This window comes from endosymbiont of Riftia pachyptila (vent Ph05), from assembly GCF_000224455.1.
Lineage (GTDB): Bacteria > Pseudomonadota > Gammaproteobacteria > Chromatiales > Chromatiaceae > Endoriftia > Endoriftia persephonae.
In genome coordinates this window covers 1-13,917 of sequence record NZ_AFOC01000092.1, presented here as the reverse complement: position 1 = coordinate 13,917, position 13,917 = coordinate 1, and the positions used below count along the sequence as shown (strand labels likewise).

The following is a 13,917-nucleotide window of genomic DNA, read 5'->3' as shown; positions in this document are numbered from 1 at the left end:
GGATGATGGCGGAGCTGGATGCCCTGGGGAAGATCACCCTGGAGGGTGATCTTTTTCGATACCGCCAAGGCCACCCTGAAACCCAAATCCAAGGCTGCACTGGAGCCAGTCCTCAACCTGTTGAACAACTATCCTGATCTGGTGCTTGAGGTTGCAGGACATACCGACAGTCAAGGCAAGGCTAAAGCCAATCTGGATCTCTCGAATCACCGTGCTGCGAGTGTACGGCGCTGGCTGTTGGAGCACGGCGTTCAAGCGGATCGCTTATTGGCCCGGGGTTATGGTGAAGATCATCCGGTGGCTGACAACGGCACCTCGGAGGGACGGGCAAAGAATCGACGGGTAGAGCTGATCAAGAAGGCGGGTGGCAAGAGCCAGCGCATCATCGCCCTGTTACACCCCTACCCCGGTTCGGTGTTGCTCAAGGCGGAGGGGCCTGTCGAGGGCGATGGACTGCAGCAGGTAGTGGCCCAGTTGTGGATGATAGAAAGCTCTGCCGAACCAGTGGTGATTATATTCCCTTGCCTTGCGCTTTTCCCCCGTAGGTCTTATCCAAGGCATGACTCTCCCAGCTGATCCAGCTGCTGTTGATACTCTGCGAAGTTGGTCTCTGTTATTAGCATTGACATTTGTCAAAAGAATTGAAATTTCAGCGATTGAATATACAAAACTGGCAGTGGTAGTATCGGCCCCTAATTCCACAGATTTGATGTGTGAATTCCCGACGTTTTTACTGCGGAACCCCCCCGGCCATGCCGGACGAAGCAGCCGATAGACCGAGGTTGACGGAGTTGGTGTCCGGGTTTGCAGTCTGGGGCCGGAGTCGGACCGACTTGGTTTGAATGTGGCACGGGCGGAGAAATCCCTATGAGTGGCGAACAGCAAAAAGAAGCCGATAGCGAGAGCAAGGCCGTGAGCGATGCCGACAAACAGGGGCAACCCCAGGCGCGCATGGTCACCGTATCCATCATGGGCAAGCCCGCTCAGGTTCCCGAGGACGCCACGATCATGCGGGCCATCGAACACAGCGGCCAGCAGATCATCCGCGGCGCGGGCTGTCGCGAGGGCTTCTGCGGCGCCTGCGGCACCATCTACCGGCTGCCCGGCGACTATCGAATCCATACCGGCCTTGCTTGTACCACCCTGGTCCAAGACGGCATGGCGCTCTCCCAGATACCCTCAGTGCCTTTAGAGAAAGCGGTCTACGATCTGGAAGAACTCACTCCCGACGTCGACACCATCAAACAGCTCTATCCGGCCACCTTCCGTTGCGTGGCCTGCGGCACCTGCACCAAAGCCTGTCCGCAGGGGCTTCAAGTCATGGACTACATCCAGGCGGCCATGCGCGGCGACATCGCCGAGCTTATGGAGCTCTCCTACGACTGCGTTGCCTGCGGCCTGTGCGCCCTGCGCTGCCCCGCCGAGATTATCCAGCACAAGGTCGGCATCCTCGGCAAGCGCCTCTACGGACGCTATTTGCGCAAGCAGAGCAAGGAACTCGATAGTCGCCTCCAGCAGATAANGGACGGCGAGTACAACGGCGAATATGCCGAGTTGATGTCCCTTGGACAGAGAGGCCCTCAGCGAGCGGTATTACGCGCGGGATATGGAGTAGCACGCTTCCCGGTGGGATTCGGGAAGGTAAAACAAAACCACTTTCGGGGCGTTTAAAGGTCGGTTTCGCATCGACGACAAGCGTGCTTTCGGAGGAGACGAATGTATCCGGATTATTTGAAGGGTTTGCTTGAAAAGGTAGACCAGACTCGACCCAAAAGGCTGGAACTCGCGAAGGGCAGCGAGCCGGTCTATCCACCGATGAACGCGGCGGAACGGGAAGACGTGCTATCGAAATTCCATCCCGATTCCGCCTCCGCCGCGCGCAGCCGGATCCGCATCGGACCCAACAAGGACGAGGAGCTCACCACTGAGATCACCGAACTCCTCGAAGCCCACTCGATGGTCGATCCGAAGCGGGTGGAGGCACATCTCGCCAACCCCGATTACGAGACTGACATGCTGATCATCGGCGGCGGCGGGGCTGGCTGCTGGGCCGCCATCACCGCCATGAAGAACGGTGTCAACTCGATGATCGCCACCAAGCTCCGTCTTGGCGACGCCAACTCCATGATGTCCGAGGGCGGCATGCAGGCCGCCGTCGCGGCTCAGGATTCACCGACCCGCCACTATCTGGACGCCATCGGCGGCGGCCATTTCGACAACAAGCCGGAACTGGTTCGCGCATTGACCGAGGACGGCCCGGACGTGGTCAGGGAGCTGGAGAACCTGGGCGTCATGTGGGACAAGATGGAGGACGGTTCACTCCAGGTCATGCACGGCGGCGGCACCTCGCGTAAGCGCATGGTCTCCTGCCGCGACTACATCGGCGCCGTCATCATGCGCACGCTGATGGACGAGGTGGAGAACCACCCGGACAAAATCACCATCCGTGAATTCGAGCCGGCCATCGAGCTGCTGTTGGACGATAAGGGCCAGTGCGCCGGCGCCATCCTTTACAACCTCGATACCGAGCAGTTCCTGGTGGTCAGGGCCAAGGCGACGGTGATCGCCACCGGCGGCTTCGGGCGGCTGCATATCCGCGGCTTCGCCACCACCAATCACTACGGCGCCACCGGCGACGGGCTGGTCATGGCCTATCGGGCCGGTGCCAACCTCAAGTTCATGGATTCGGTCCAGTACCATCCCACCGGAGCTGTATACCCCGAGCAGATCGCCGGCTTCCTGATCACCGAGAAAATCCGCGGCGCCGGCGGCCAGCCGCTGAACAAGAACGGAGAACTCTTCGTCTTCCCGCGCGAGCCCCGCGACGTGGAGAGCGCTGCCATCATTCGAGAGTGCAGCAGCGAACGCAACAACGGCGTCGACACCGCCGCCGGTCGCACCGGGGTGTGGCTGGACTCACCGATCATCGACATGATCCACGGCGAAGGCTACACCCGGCACCAGTTCCCCGGCATGTGCCGGGCGTTCGACCGTTACGGCATCGACATCACCAAGCAGCCGATGCTGATCTACCCCTCGCTGCACTATCAGAACGGCGGCGTCGAGATCAACGAGCGTTGCGAGACCAATATTCCGGGCCTGTTCGTCGCCGGAGAGGCCTCAGGCGGCGTCCACGGCCGCAACCGTCTGATGGGCAATTCGGTGCTCGACTACAACGTCTTTGGTCGCCGCGTCGGCAGGCAGGCCAGTGAATACGCCAAGTCGGCGAAGCTCGGCAAGCTCAACCTGGATCATGTGACAGCCTATACCGGGGAGATGATGGAACAGGGCATCGACAGCGATCTGATTTCGCCAGTGATTCTGCCCTCTTATACCCCCGAGGACGTCAGGCTCCAGCAGCTAGCCCGCCTCGGCAATATCCCGGCACGTCACTCCATACTGCGCAGCCGTATCGGTTGCGCTTGCGGCAAAGGGAAGGAGGGCAAGTGATCGGCCCATTGCTGTTCATCACGGGCGCGGGAGAAATCTCATGACGGTGCACGTCTCAAGAGACAAGGTCCACAGCGGATTCACGACCAAGGTTCAGAGGCTCGCCAATCAGAATCTCATGGCCTGCTACCAGTGCGGAAAATGTTCTGCCGGCTGCCCCATGGCCGCCTATATGGACATCCCGCCGAACCAGATGATTCGGCTGGCGCAACTGGGAATGGAGGAGGATCTGCTTAACTGCGAGGCGATCTGGCTCTGTGTCTCCTGCCTGACCTGCAATACGCGCTGTCCCAAGGGGGTTCGGATCGCCGAATTGATCGAGTCCCTGCGCCAGGTAAAGCTGCGCGCACGGCAGGATCACCTGCAAGTGGACAAGATTTCCGCAGAGGATCTGCGCGCCATTCCACCCATTGCCCTCATCGGCAGCATGAGAAAGTTCACCTCGTAGGATTCCCATGAAGCTCAGCTATTATCCCGGTTGCACCCTAAAGAACCACGCCCGGAACTTCGAGGATTCCACTCTGTACGCAATGGACCGGCTTGGGGTGGAGGCGGTGGAGCTGGAACGCTGGAACTGCTGCGGCACCGTCTACTCCCTCTCCGCGGACGATCTGATGCGCCAGGTGGCGCCGATCCGCAACCTGATCCGCGCCAAGGAGGGGGGGAACTCGCAGCTCATGACCGGGTGCTCCATGTGTTTCAATACCCTCAAACGGGCCAATCATCGCGCCCGACCAATGAAGAAGACCTGGCCCGCATGAATGCCTTCATGTATGACGAGCCGGTCGATTACGAAGGGGATGTCGACGTCCTCCATGTTCTGGAGGTGGTGCGTGATCAGATCGGATTCGATGCCATCCGCGAGCGGGTCGTCAAGCCCCTCGAAGGTCTACGCGTGGCCTGTTATTACGGCTGCATGCTGGTGCGGCCCAATGAAGCGGCAATCGACGACACCGAGAACCCCAGTGTGCTTGAGGATCTGATTACGGCCCTGGGTGGCGAGCCAGTGGATTTCAGTCATAAGACTGAGTGCTGTGGCGCCCACCAGACCGTCGACAAGCCCGAAATCGTCGCCGACAAGACTTACGGGATCCTGGGTGCCGCAATGGCGCAGGGTGCGGACACCGTAGCAGTCAGTTGTCCCCTGTGCGCCTTCAATCTGGACCACCGTCAGGAGACAACTCTGAAGCTCCATTCTGACTTCCATACCATGCCGGTCGTTTATTTCTCGCAGCTGATGGCCATCGCCCTCGGGGGTTCCGAGTCGGTACTGAGGCTGGATCTCCATCACACACCTCCCGCCCCCCTGCTGGCCGGGAAGGGTCTGCTCTGAGGAAAACAACGATGGCATTCGGCAAAATCAAAGAGATCACCGGCGTTGTCACCATCAACAAGTCTTGGTGCAAGGGATGCGGCTTCTGCGTCAATTATTGCCCGACCGATGCCCTCGCCATGTCATCTGAATATAACGCCAAGGGATATCATCCCCCGTTCGTCAAATCGCCGGATGATTGCAGGAATTGTGATTTCTGCCAGACGATCTGTCCGGAATTCGCCATTTACGTCACCCGCAAGGCGGAACAAGAGGAGAATGAGAATGCGTAAGACTGCCGCCGACCCAAAAGGCGTACTCGAGGGCTCTCACTTCCTCGACGGCGATCACGCACTTGCCGAAGGGGCGCTGGCGGCCGGATGTCGCTTCTTCGCTGGCTATCCGATCACGCCCTCGACCGAGACCGCCGAACGCTTCGCCGAACGTTGTCCTGCTGCTGGTGGCCTGTTCATCCAGATGGAGGATGAGATTGCGTCCATCGCTGCCCTGGTTGGCGGCGCCTGGGGTGGACGAAAGGTGATGACGGTGACCTCGGGTCCCGGCCTCTCATTGATGATGGAAAATATCGGCCTGGCCGTCATGACGGAGACGCCCATGGTGATCGCCGACGTCCAGCGTGCCGGCCCCTCTACCGGGCTGCCGACCCTCCCCGCCCAACAGGATATGATGCAGATACGCTGGGGATCACACGGCGACTACCGGATTATTGCTCTCTGCCCAGATTCACCGCAGGAGTGTTTCGACCTGGCGGTGGAGGCATTCAACCTGTCGGAAACCTATCGAGTCCCGGTCTTCATCATGGCCGATGAGACCGTCGGCCATATGCACGAGAAGGTGGTCATCCCACCCGCCGAGGAAATCGGGGTGGTGGAGCGCAACTGGCACCAGGGTCCCAAGGCGGATTACCGCCCCTACCAGTTCACCGGCAAGGATGTCGCACCCATGGTCAAGGCGGGTGACGGTTACCGGTTCCACATCACCGGTCTCACCCATGACGAGCGTGGCTATCCAAACCTGACCGTGGAGCAAAACGAAAAGGTTGTCACCCACCTGATCGAGAAGATCGATTCAAACGCCGACAAGATCATCCGGCTCGAGGAGAATGAGGTGGATGGCGCGGAGGTCGTCGTCGTCTCCTACGGCATCACCTCACGGATCGTCTCCCGGGCGGTGCAGTTGGCGCGTGAGGCCGGTATCAAGACGGGATCGCTGCGGCTCATCACCATCTGGCCCTTCGCGGAGAAACGAATCCAGGAGCTGGCCGGCAAGGTGAAGGCGATCGTGGTTCCGGAGATCAATTATGGTCAGATGGTAAGAGAAGTCGAACGCAGTGCGGCCGGCCAGTGCCGCGTCGTCAGTGTCCCCCATTGCGGAGGCGCGGTGCATGATCCCGACGTCATCCTTGACGCTATCATGGAGGCCAGCAAATGAGCATTGAAGTAAATATCGATGAATTCCGTGCAGAGAGTCCGATGACAGATTTCCTCCGCATGGAGCGGATGCCACACATCTGGTGTCCAGGCTGCGGTATCGGCACCGTGGTCAACTCCTTCGCCGAGGCCGTCAAGAAGAGCGGTATTGACATGGACAAGCTGGCGGTGATCTCCGGCATCGGCTGCACCGGTCGGGTCGCCGGCTATGTGAACTTCGACTCCATCCACACTACCCATGGGCGCGCCATCCCCGTCGCCACTGGCCTCAAGCTGGCCAACCCCGATCTCAAGGTAGTGGTGGTCAGCGGTGACGGCGATCTCACGGGTATTGGCGGCAACCACTTCATCCATGCCGCCCGCCGCAACATGGACATCATGGTCATCTGCGTCAACAACTTCACCTACGGCATGACCGGCGGCCAAGTAACCCCGACCACACCGCAGACGGCCAATGCCTCCACCACCCCCTACGGTAACTACGAATATCCCTTCAGCCTGCCGTTTCTGGCGGACGCCTGCGGCGCCACCTACGTGGCGCGCTGGACCTCACTGCATGCGCGCAACATTACCAAATCGATCCGCGAGGCCTTGAACCACAAGGGCTTCTCCTTCATCGAGGTGATTGCCCCCTGCACCACGCTCTATCAGCGCCGCAATCGCCTGGGCGACGGCCTCGATGCCCTCGAGTACTACAAGGAGGAAGCTGGGGTTGAGAAAGAGGTTGACACCCGCGATGTGGGCATCGACTTCCAGAGCGATATCACCATGGGCCGATTCGTTCAGCAGGAGAAGCCAACCTACTACGAGGCGGTCAATGAACGTTACGCCAACGTCCTGGGTGACGACTACCAGCTCTACGGCATGAGCAAGCCCGAACGTGAGGAGAAGGCCAAGCGCGAGGCGGAGGAGAGAGCCAAGGTACAGGCCCTGTTGGACGAGGAAGAGGCCCAGATGATGGCCGAAGATATGGGCGTGGACGAGGAGGGACTCTGATGCATGAGGTCAGATTTTCCGGGTTTGGCGGCCAGGGCATCGTCCGTTGCGCCCTGATCACCGGCAAGGCGCTGTCGATGTATGACGACAAGTTCGCCACCATGACCCAGAGCTTTGGCCCCGAGGCCCGTGGCGGCGCCTGCAGCTCCCAGTTAGTGGTCTCTGAAAATCGGATTCTCTATCCCTACGTGACCCTGCCTGGCGTACTGATCGCACTGTCACAGGATGCCCATGATACCTATGAACCAAAGCTGAGAGACGGCGGCATCCTTATCTACGAGGCAGATCTGGTCAAGCCTAAGGAGGATGTCGGGCGGGTCCAGATGTATCCCGCACCGGTCACCCGCTTCGCGGAAGATCTCGGCAACCGCCTGTTCGCCAACCTGGTGACCCTCGGTTGCTTCTCCGCCATCACCAGGATCGTGACCCCGGAGGCGATGAAGCAGGCCCTGCCAGGGCTGGTCCCGGACCGATTTCTCGAGGTCAACAAGAAAGCCTTCGACAAGGGTTATGAATACGGGCTCGAATTGCTGGACAAGAAGCCGCTCGTTACTGGGGAAACGAAATGACAAAACGCACCGGTGTCTTTGTTTGCCACTGCGGTAAAAATATTGCCGCCACTGTCGACGTCAAAAAGGTCGCGCAGGAGCTGGCCAAAGACGACGGTGTCGTTTTCTCCGAGGATTATGTCTACATGTGCTCGGACCCAGGCCAGGGTGCCGTAATCGATGCCATCAAGGAGAACGACCTCAATGGCATGGTGATCTCCTGCTGTTCACCGACCCTGCACGAAAAGACCTTCCGCGACGCCTCCGAGCTGGGCGACCTCAACGCCTTCCAATGCGAGATTGCCAATATCCGCGAGCAGTGCGCCTGGGTCCATAATGACATGGAGGTGGCCACCGAAAAGGCCCTCAAGATCACCCGCGCGGCGGTGCGTCGCGTCCAACGCAACCAAGCGCTCGAGCCTATCGGCGTTCCGGTGACCCGCCGGGCCCTGGTGGTTGGCGGTGGCATCGCCGGCATTCAGGCCGCGCTCGATCTGACCGATGCCGGCCTCGACGTAGTCCTGGTGGAAAAACAGGCGACCATCGGCGGCAACATGCTCAAACTATCGGAGACCTTCCCGACTCTCGACTGCTCCCAGTGCATCCTCTCACCGAAAATGGTCTCGGTCTCGAAAAACCCCAAGATCAAGCTGATGACCGAGAGCGAGGTGGAGAGCATCTCCGGCTTCGTCGGCAACTTCAAAGTCAAGATCAAGAAAAAGGCGCAGTTCGTCGATCCCGAGCTGTGCAAGCTCTGCGACGACTGCACCCCGGTCTGTCCGGTCGCCGTACCCAATGAATATGATATCGGCCTGACCAACCGCCGCGCCATCCATATCCCCTTCGCCCAGGCAATTCCGGCCTCCTTTACCTTGGATGAAGAGGCCTGCCTGGGCCTCGATCCGGTGGTCTGCGGCAAGTGTGAGGAGGTCTGTGAGGTCGGGGCCATCGATTACGATAAGCGGCCAACCGTCACCGAGGAAGAGGTGGGGGCCATCGTCGTCGCCACCGGCTTCGATCTCTACGGCATGGAAAATCTGGGTGAATACGGCGGCGGGCGCTACACTGACGTGCTCGACGGCCTCCAGTTCGAGCGTCTCTGCTCGGCTTCCGGCGCCACCGAGGGCCATATCCTGCGGCCATCGGATCACAAGGTGCCCAAGGAGGTAGTCTTCATCCAGTGTTCCGGCTCGCGTGATCCGGAGAACCACTGCGCCTACTGCTCGAAGATCTGCTGCATGTACACGGCCAAGCATGCCACCCTCTACAAGCATCATGTCCCCGACGGGCAGGCCTATATCTTCTACATCGACATCCGCTCCGGCGGCAAGGGCTACGAGGAGTTCGTGCAGCGCTCGATGGAGAATGACGGCGTGATCTACCTGCGTGGTCGGGTCTCCAAAGTCTATGAGAAGGACGGCAAGCTCAAGGTGCTGGGCGTCGATACCCTGGCGGGACGCAACGTCGAGATCGACGCCGACATGGTGGTCCTGGCCCAGGCAATGCAACCCTCCACGGGCACCGCCGAGATCGCCAAGATCCTGAAGATCGGCCGCGACAAGGACGGCTTCCTGGCCGAGGCCCATCCGAAACTAAAACCGGTGGAAAGTGTGACTGCGGGCATCTTCCTCGCCGGCACCGCCCAGGGGCCGAAGGATATCCCGGAGACGGTCAGCCAGGCGAGCGCCGCCGCCAGTAAGGTCATCGCCCTGCTCTCCAAGGATGAGCTGGCGCACAGCCCAATGGTGGCCAAGGTCAGAGATCCCTACTGCACCGGCTGCCAGATGTGCGTCGATGCCTGTCCCTTCGAGGCCATCGATCTGGTGGACGGCAAGGCCAGGGTCAACGAGGTGCTGTGCGAGGGGTGCGGCTCCTGCGCAGGCGTCTGCGTGCGCGCCGCCATTGACGTCAAGAACGTCACTCAGCTTCAGATTCACGAAATGATCAGCGCCATAATGGCGGCATAATGGGAGGATGATTCAGGTGTCGAACTCATCGCAATCCACCGCAGCGGAACCACAGGAATTCGAGCCACGTATCGTGGCCTTCCTGTGCAAGTGGTGTTCGTCCGCCGGCAGCGACCTGGCCGGTGTGTCGCGCATCCAGTATCCGGCAAACGCCACGCCGATCACCATTCCCTGCTCGGGAGCGGTGTCGCCCATGTATATCCTCTCTGCCTTCAACAAGGGGGCGGACGGCGTGCTGGTTTCAGGTTGTCACCCCGGCGACTGCCACTACATGGAAGGGAACTTCCTGAGCCGCCGCAAACTGTACCTGGTGCGGAATCTGCTCCAGTTCATCGGTTTGGAATCGGATCGCTTCCGCATGTCCTGGGTCTCGGCCGCCGAGGGCGCCAAATTCGCAGAAGTGGTCGAAGAATTCGTCAGTGATCTCCGCACGCTCGGCCCCCAGAACAGACTCGCCGCGCAAAGACGCACTAATGCCGCGGGTGCAGAAGGTGCTGAAGCGGTCAGGACGTTGAAAGCGACCAAGGCGAAACGCTGATGGTCAATGTCGAAGAACTCCGCGACTACGCCGCCGGTCTCTTGGAGCAGGAGCAGGTCAAGTCCGTGATCGGCTTTCGCAGGGGCACCGCCGGCGCCCTGGCCGAACCCTGCACCATCACCTCGGCGGCCGAGGCCGCAAGCCTGGTGTGGGACCCCACCTGCCTTAATAATCTGGCGCTCTACCTGGTTAATGACAGCAAGCAGCAGGCGGCCGCCAAGACCCCCGATAACCGTCCCGTCGGCATCGTCGCCAAGGGCTGCGACAGCCGCGCTGTCGGCGTTTTGCTGCAGGAGAATTATTTCAAGCGCGAGGACGTGGTGGTGATCGGCGTCTCCTGTGAAGGCACGGGCGTCATCGACCCGAGGAAGCTCTCCGCCAAGCTGAAGGGCAGGACAGCGAGCCAGGTGGAATTCGCCGGCGCCGATGACTTCAAGATCAGCATGCATGGTGATGAAAGCGAAACTGTCATCCCCGCACGAGAGATTTTGGCCGATCGTTGCCTCGAATGTCGGGCGGCCACACCAAAGCTGCATGACGTCCTCTTCGGCGAGGCAGTCGAAGAACGCGGTTTCGACGAACCCTTCCGCGCCGTCAAGGAAGCGGAGAAGGCCTCCGAGGATGAGCGTTGGGCGACCTGGGGGCGCCACTTCGATCGCTGCCTGCGTTGCTTTGCTTGTCGCTCGGTCTGCCCGATGTGCTACTGCCCGGAGTGCGTGGTCGACAGCACGACATTCGTGATCACACCGGCAACCAGCGCCGAGGAGAAGGCCAGCCGCATCCGCTGGTGTGAACGTTCGGCAAACACCTCCGAGAGCGCGGTCTACCTCCTGACGCGCGCCATTCACCTGGCCGGCCGCTGCGTCGATTGCGGTGAATGCGAGCGGGTCTGCCCGGTCAACATCCCGCTTCGCTTGCTCAACACCAAGCTCGAAATGGAGGCCTTCGAGACGTTCGAGTACCAGGCAGGATACGATATCGAACAGCCCTCGCTGCTTTCGTCCTTCCGGGACGAAGATCCCAACAGTTTCATCAGGTAGCTCCCATGGAAAAGATCCTTAGCCAGGAAAAACTCAGGGAGTGGGTCGATACACTCGACGACTGTGAGGTGCATGCCCCCGCCTTCGCCGACTCGGTTTGGAACTATGCCAGAGTTGATGCCGGTGCCGATATCGACCTCTCTCATAGCAACACCATTCGCTCCGTCAAGGAGTTTGCCTTCCCGCAACGTGAGGTTTTCTTCCGCTTCGAAACGAAAGACGGCGTTCCACTGCTGACCTCGACCCTGCCCAATCCAAAACCCACTGTGGTGTTCGGCGTGCGGCCCTGTGACGGCAGGGGCATGCCCCGTAACGACACGGTGTTCAGCAAAGAGTTCGAGGACCCCTATTATTGGGCAAGACGGGAGAAGCTAACCCTGGTCGGCCTGGCCTGCAACGAGCCCCACTCCCCCAACTGCTTTTGTCAATCGGTCGGCGGTTCGCCGCACTCCGAGGAGGGCCTCGACATCCTGATGACCGACCTGGGCGACCGGTTCCACGTCAAGGGAATCACGGCGAAGGGAGTGGAGATCATGGAGCGCGGTCGCAACACCTTCGATGAGGTTCATGACGGCGATTTGGCCGAGGTCGAGAAGGTTCACGACGCATCACGCAGTCATCCCCAGCGCCCCATCGGCGACCTGGACGCCATTCCCGAGGCGATCCGCAGCCACTTCGATTCCCCGCTGTGGGACGAGATGGCACAGCATTGTATCGGCTGCGGCATCTGCACTTTCCTCTGTCCGACTTGCCACTGCTTCGATATCAACGACGAAGTGGCCGGCCCGAACGCCGACAAGGGTGAGCGAGTAAGAACCTGGGACAACTGTCAGTTCCCAGACTTCACCATGCATACCTCGGGACACAACCCCCGGGGCGACCTCGGCTCGCGCCTGCGTCAGCGGGTCAGCCACAAATTCCTTTATTTCGTCGAGAACCACGAGACCCAACAGTGTACGGGCTGCGGCCGGTGCATCTCGGAATGTCCGGTTGGGATCGACATTGTCGCGGTCTTGGAGAGGGTGGACCAAGCATGACGGACAACATCTATCTTCCACAGATTGGACGCATCACCGGTATTGAGGAAGAGACCCGCGGCGCCAGGGCGATCAAGACCTTCAAAGTCGAGTTCCCGAACGACGACGGTTTCGAGCACGCCTGCGGCCAGTGCGCCATGCTGTCGATCTTCGGCAGGGGCGAGTCGATGATCTCGATCGCCTCCTCGCCGCTGGTCAAGGAGTATAAACAGTTCAGCATCATGAAGATGGGGCGGGTCACCACCGCCTTCCACGACGCCAAGATCGGCGATCTCATCGGTATCCGCGGCCCCTACGGCAACCAGTTTCCCCTGGATGACTGGAAGGGCCGAGATCTGGTCTTCATCGGCGGTGGCGTCGGCCTGGCGCCGATCTGGCCGGTGATCCAGACGGCGGTGGCGCAGCGCGAGGACTTCGGCAAGATTACCGTCTTCTATGGCGCCCGCACCTCCAGCGACATCATGTACAAGGCCGATTTCGAAAAGCTTAAGGAGTCCGCCGAGGTGCAACTCTCGGTGGACGCCCCCGAGGAGGGCTGGCAGGGCTATACGGGGTTTGTTCCGGCCAACCTGATGGACAAGGCACCGTCGCCCGATAGCGCCGTCGCCATTACCTGTGGCCCGCCGATAATGATAAAGTTCGTGATCCAAAATCTGCAAGCGCTGGGCTTCGCGGACGAGCAGATCTACACCACGATTGAAAACAAGATGAAGTGTGGCGTCGGCAAGTGCGGCCGTTGCAACGTGGGCAAAGACTACGTCTGCGTAAAGGGCCCAGTCTACTCCTGGGCCGAGCTTAGGAGCCTGCCACAAGAATACTAGAAACCATGTGGCTATTCCCTAGAGGAACAGAGAGAGTTCAGAGATTTCCCCGGTTTTCTCTGTGATCTCCGTGCCTCAGCGGTGGGCGGAATGGTTACGAAACTATATAGAGTGTTAAGGGGACAGATGTAATGAACATCACTGGGATGCGTTACGGCGCGAAACTCCTGGATATTGTCGGCTTCCCCCGGTCCGAGATATTGGGGCCGGAAGCGAGCGATCAAGAGATCAAAGACCTGATAGATCGTTGCGGCGAAGTTTTCGTCAAGCCCATCTTCAAGGGCGGCGTTGGCAAGAAGGGTAAGGCCGGTCTGCTGGGCCGGGCCAAGGACCTGAGCCACGCCATGCAAGAGAAGGCGCGGCTCTATTTCGCCGAGCACTTCCACAACAATACCCTGAGCAAGGCCGAAGGCGTTACATTCGAGGGAGCGGTGCCGGCCAAGTACGAGATCTACTTCTCCATCACCGACAGTACGGAGTTCCGAGCGCCGACCATCACCATCACTCACCACGGCGGCATGGATATAGAGGAGTTGCCCCCGGAGAAGATTGCCAGCATCCCCTTCGATCCTCTCACCGGGCTGAAGGGTTTTGTCGTTTCCAATGCACTGAAGCGCCTTGGCGCTCCCAGTGAGCTGATCAGCCCGCTGGTGCAGAACCTGCCCAAGCTCTGGGATCTGTACCACAACTACGGCATGACTACCCTGGAGCTGAATCCGATCCGCATGATGCCCAACGGGAAAGGACGCCTGGTCCC

The 13,917-nt window shown here is 60.0% G+C and carries 16 protein-coding genes; all 16 read left to right on the top strand.

Annotated features, from left to right (window positions below; genetic code table 11):
- Positions 1–18 precede the first annotated feature (18 nt).
- Complete coding sequence (locus RIFP1SYM_RS13175) at positions 19–576, top strand: OmpA family protein (RefSeq protein WP_005965523.1); 558 nt, start codon at positions 19–21, stop codon at positions 574–576.
- Positions 577–867: 291 nt separating this feature from the next.
- Entirely contained in the window at positions 868–1,671 is an 804-nt protein-coding gene (locus RIFP1SYM_RS13170) for a 4Fe-4S dicluster domain-containing protein (protein ID WP_240992115.1), read from the top strand.
- Between the two features lie 45 nt (positions 1,672–1,716).
- Positions 1,717–3,450 carry an FAD-binding protein gene (locus RIFP1SYM_RS13165; RefSeq protein ID WP_005965519.1) on the top strand — a complete coding sequence of 578 codons (1,734 nt, stop codon included), beginning with the start codon at positions 1,717–1,719 and terminating at the stop codon, positions 3,448–3,450.
- 40 nt (positions 3,451–3,490) lie between these two features.
- Positions 3,491–3,898, top strand: a complete 408-nt coding sequence (locus RIFP1SYM_RS13160) for a 4Fe-4S dicluster domain-containing protein (RefSeq protein WP_005965517.1) — start codon at positions 3,491–3,493, stop codon at positions 3,896–3,898.
- A gap of 7 nt (positions 3,899–3,905) precedes the next feature.
- A complete protein-coding gene (locus RIFP1SYM_RS18290; protein WP_005965515.1) occupies positions 3,906–4,211 on the top strand; it encodes a heterodisulfide reductase-related iron-sulfur binding cluster in 306 nt (101 codons plus the stop codon).
- Positions 4,208–4,783, top strand: a complete 576-nt coding sequence (locus tag RIFP1SYM_RS13155) for a heterodisulfide reductase-related iron-sulfur binding cluster (RefSeq protein ID WP_240992114.1) — start codon at positions 4,208–4,210, stop codon at positions 4,781–4,783. The genes RIFP1SYM_RS18290 and RIFP1SYM_RS13155 overlap by 4 nt, the downstream gene beginning before the upstream one ends.
- Before the next feature lie 11 nt (positions 4,784–4,794).
- Entirely contained in the window at positions 4,795–5,055 is a 261-nt protein-coding gene (locus tag RIFP1SYM_RS13150; protein ID WP_005965512.1) for a 4Fe-4S dicluster domain-containing protein, read from the top strand.
- Complete coding sequence (locus tag RIFP1SYM_RS13145; protein ID WP_006475391.1) at positions 5,048–6,214, top strand: 2-oxoacid:acceptor oxidoreductase subunit alpha; 1,167 nt, start codon at positions 5,048–5,050, stop codon at positions 6,212–6,214. Before RIFP1SYM_RS13150 ends, RIFP1SYM_RS13145 begins: the two co-directional genes overlap by 8 nt.
- Positions 6,211–7,209 (top strand): 2-oxoacid:ferredoxin oxidoreductase subunit beta, encoded by a 999-nt coding sequence (locus tag RIFP1SYM_RS13140; RefSeq protein ID WP_005965509.1) that lies wholly within the window; start codon positions 6,211–6,213, stop codon positions 7,207–7,209. The genes RIFP1SYM_RS13145 and RIFP1SYM_RS13140 overlap by 4 nt, the downstream gene beginning before the upstream one ends.
- Complete coding sequence (locus RIFP1SYM_RS13135; protein ID WP_005965508.1) at positions 7,209–7,778, top strand: 2-oxoacid:acceptor oxidoreductase family protein; 570 nt, start codon at positions 7,209–7,211, stop codon at positions 7,776–7,778. The genes RIFP1SYM_RS13140 and RIFP1SYM_RS13135 overlap by 1 nt, the downstream gene beginning before the upstream one ends.
- On the top strand, positions 7,775–9,724 hold the full coding sequence (locus RIFP1SYM_RS13130; protein ID WP_005965507.1) for a CoB--CoM heterodisulfide reductase iron-sulfur subunit A family protein: 1,950 nt from the start codon (positions 7,775–7,777) through the stop codon (positions 9,722–9,724). Before RIFP1SYM_RS13135 ends, RIFP1SYM_RS13130 begins: the two co-directional genes overlap by 4 nt.
- A gap of 7 nt (positions 9,725–9,731) precedes the next feature.
- Positions 9,732–10,262 (top strand): hydrogenase iron-sulfur subunit, encoded by a 531-nt coding sequence (locus tag RIFP1SYM_RS13125; protein ID WP_005965506.1) that lies wholly within the window; start codon positions 9,732–9,734, stop codon positions 10,260–10,262.
- A complete protein-coding gene (locus RIFP1SYM_RS13120) occupies positions 10,262–11,302 on the top strand; it encodes a 4Fe-4S dicluster domain-containing protein (protein ID WP_005965505.1) in 1,041 nt (346 codons plus the stop codon). Before RIFP1SYM_RS13125 ends, RIFP1SYM_RS13120 begins: the two co-directional genes overlap by 1 nt.
- 5 nt (positions 11,303–11,307) lie before the next feature.
- Complete coding sequence (locus RIFP1SYM_RS13115) at positions 11,308–12,339, top strand: 4Fe-4S dicluster domain-containing protein (protein ID WP_005965504.1); 1,032 nt, start codon at positions 11,308–11,310, stop codon at positions 12,337–12,339.
- Positions 12,336–13,160: an FAD/NAD(P)-binding protein gene (locus tag RIFP1SYM_RS13110; protein WP_039960497.1), complete on the top strand. Its 825-nt coding sequence runs from the start codon at positions 12,336–12,338 to the stop codon at positions 13,158–13,160. The genes RIFP1SYM_RS13115 and RIFP1SYM_RS13110 overlap by 4 nt, the downstream gene beginning before the upstream one ends.
- Before the next feature lie 131 nt (positions 13,161–13,291).
- On the top strand, positions 13,292–13,917 hold a 626-nt coding region (locus RIFP1SYM_RS13105), incomplete at its 3' end, for an ATP-grasp domain-containing protein (RefSeq protein ID WP_039960496.1).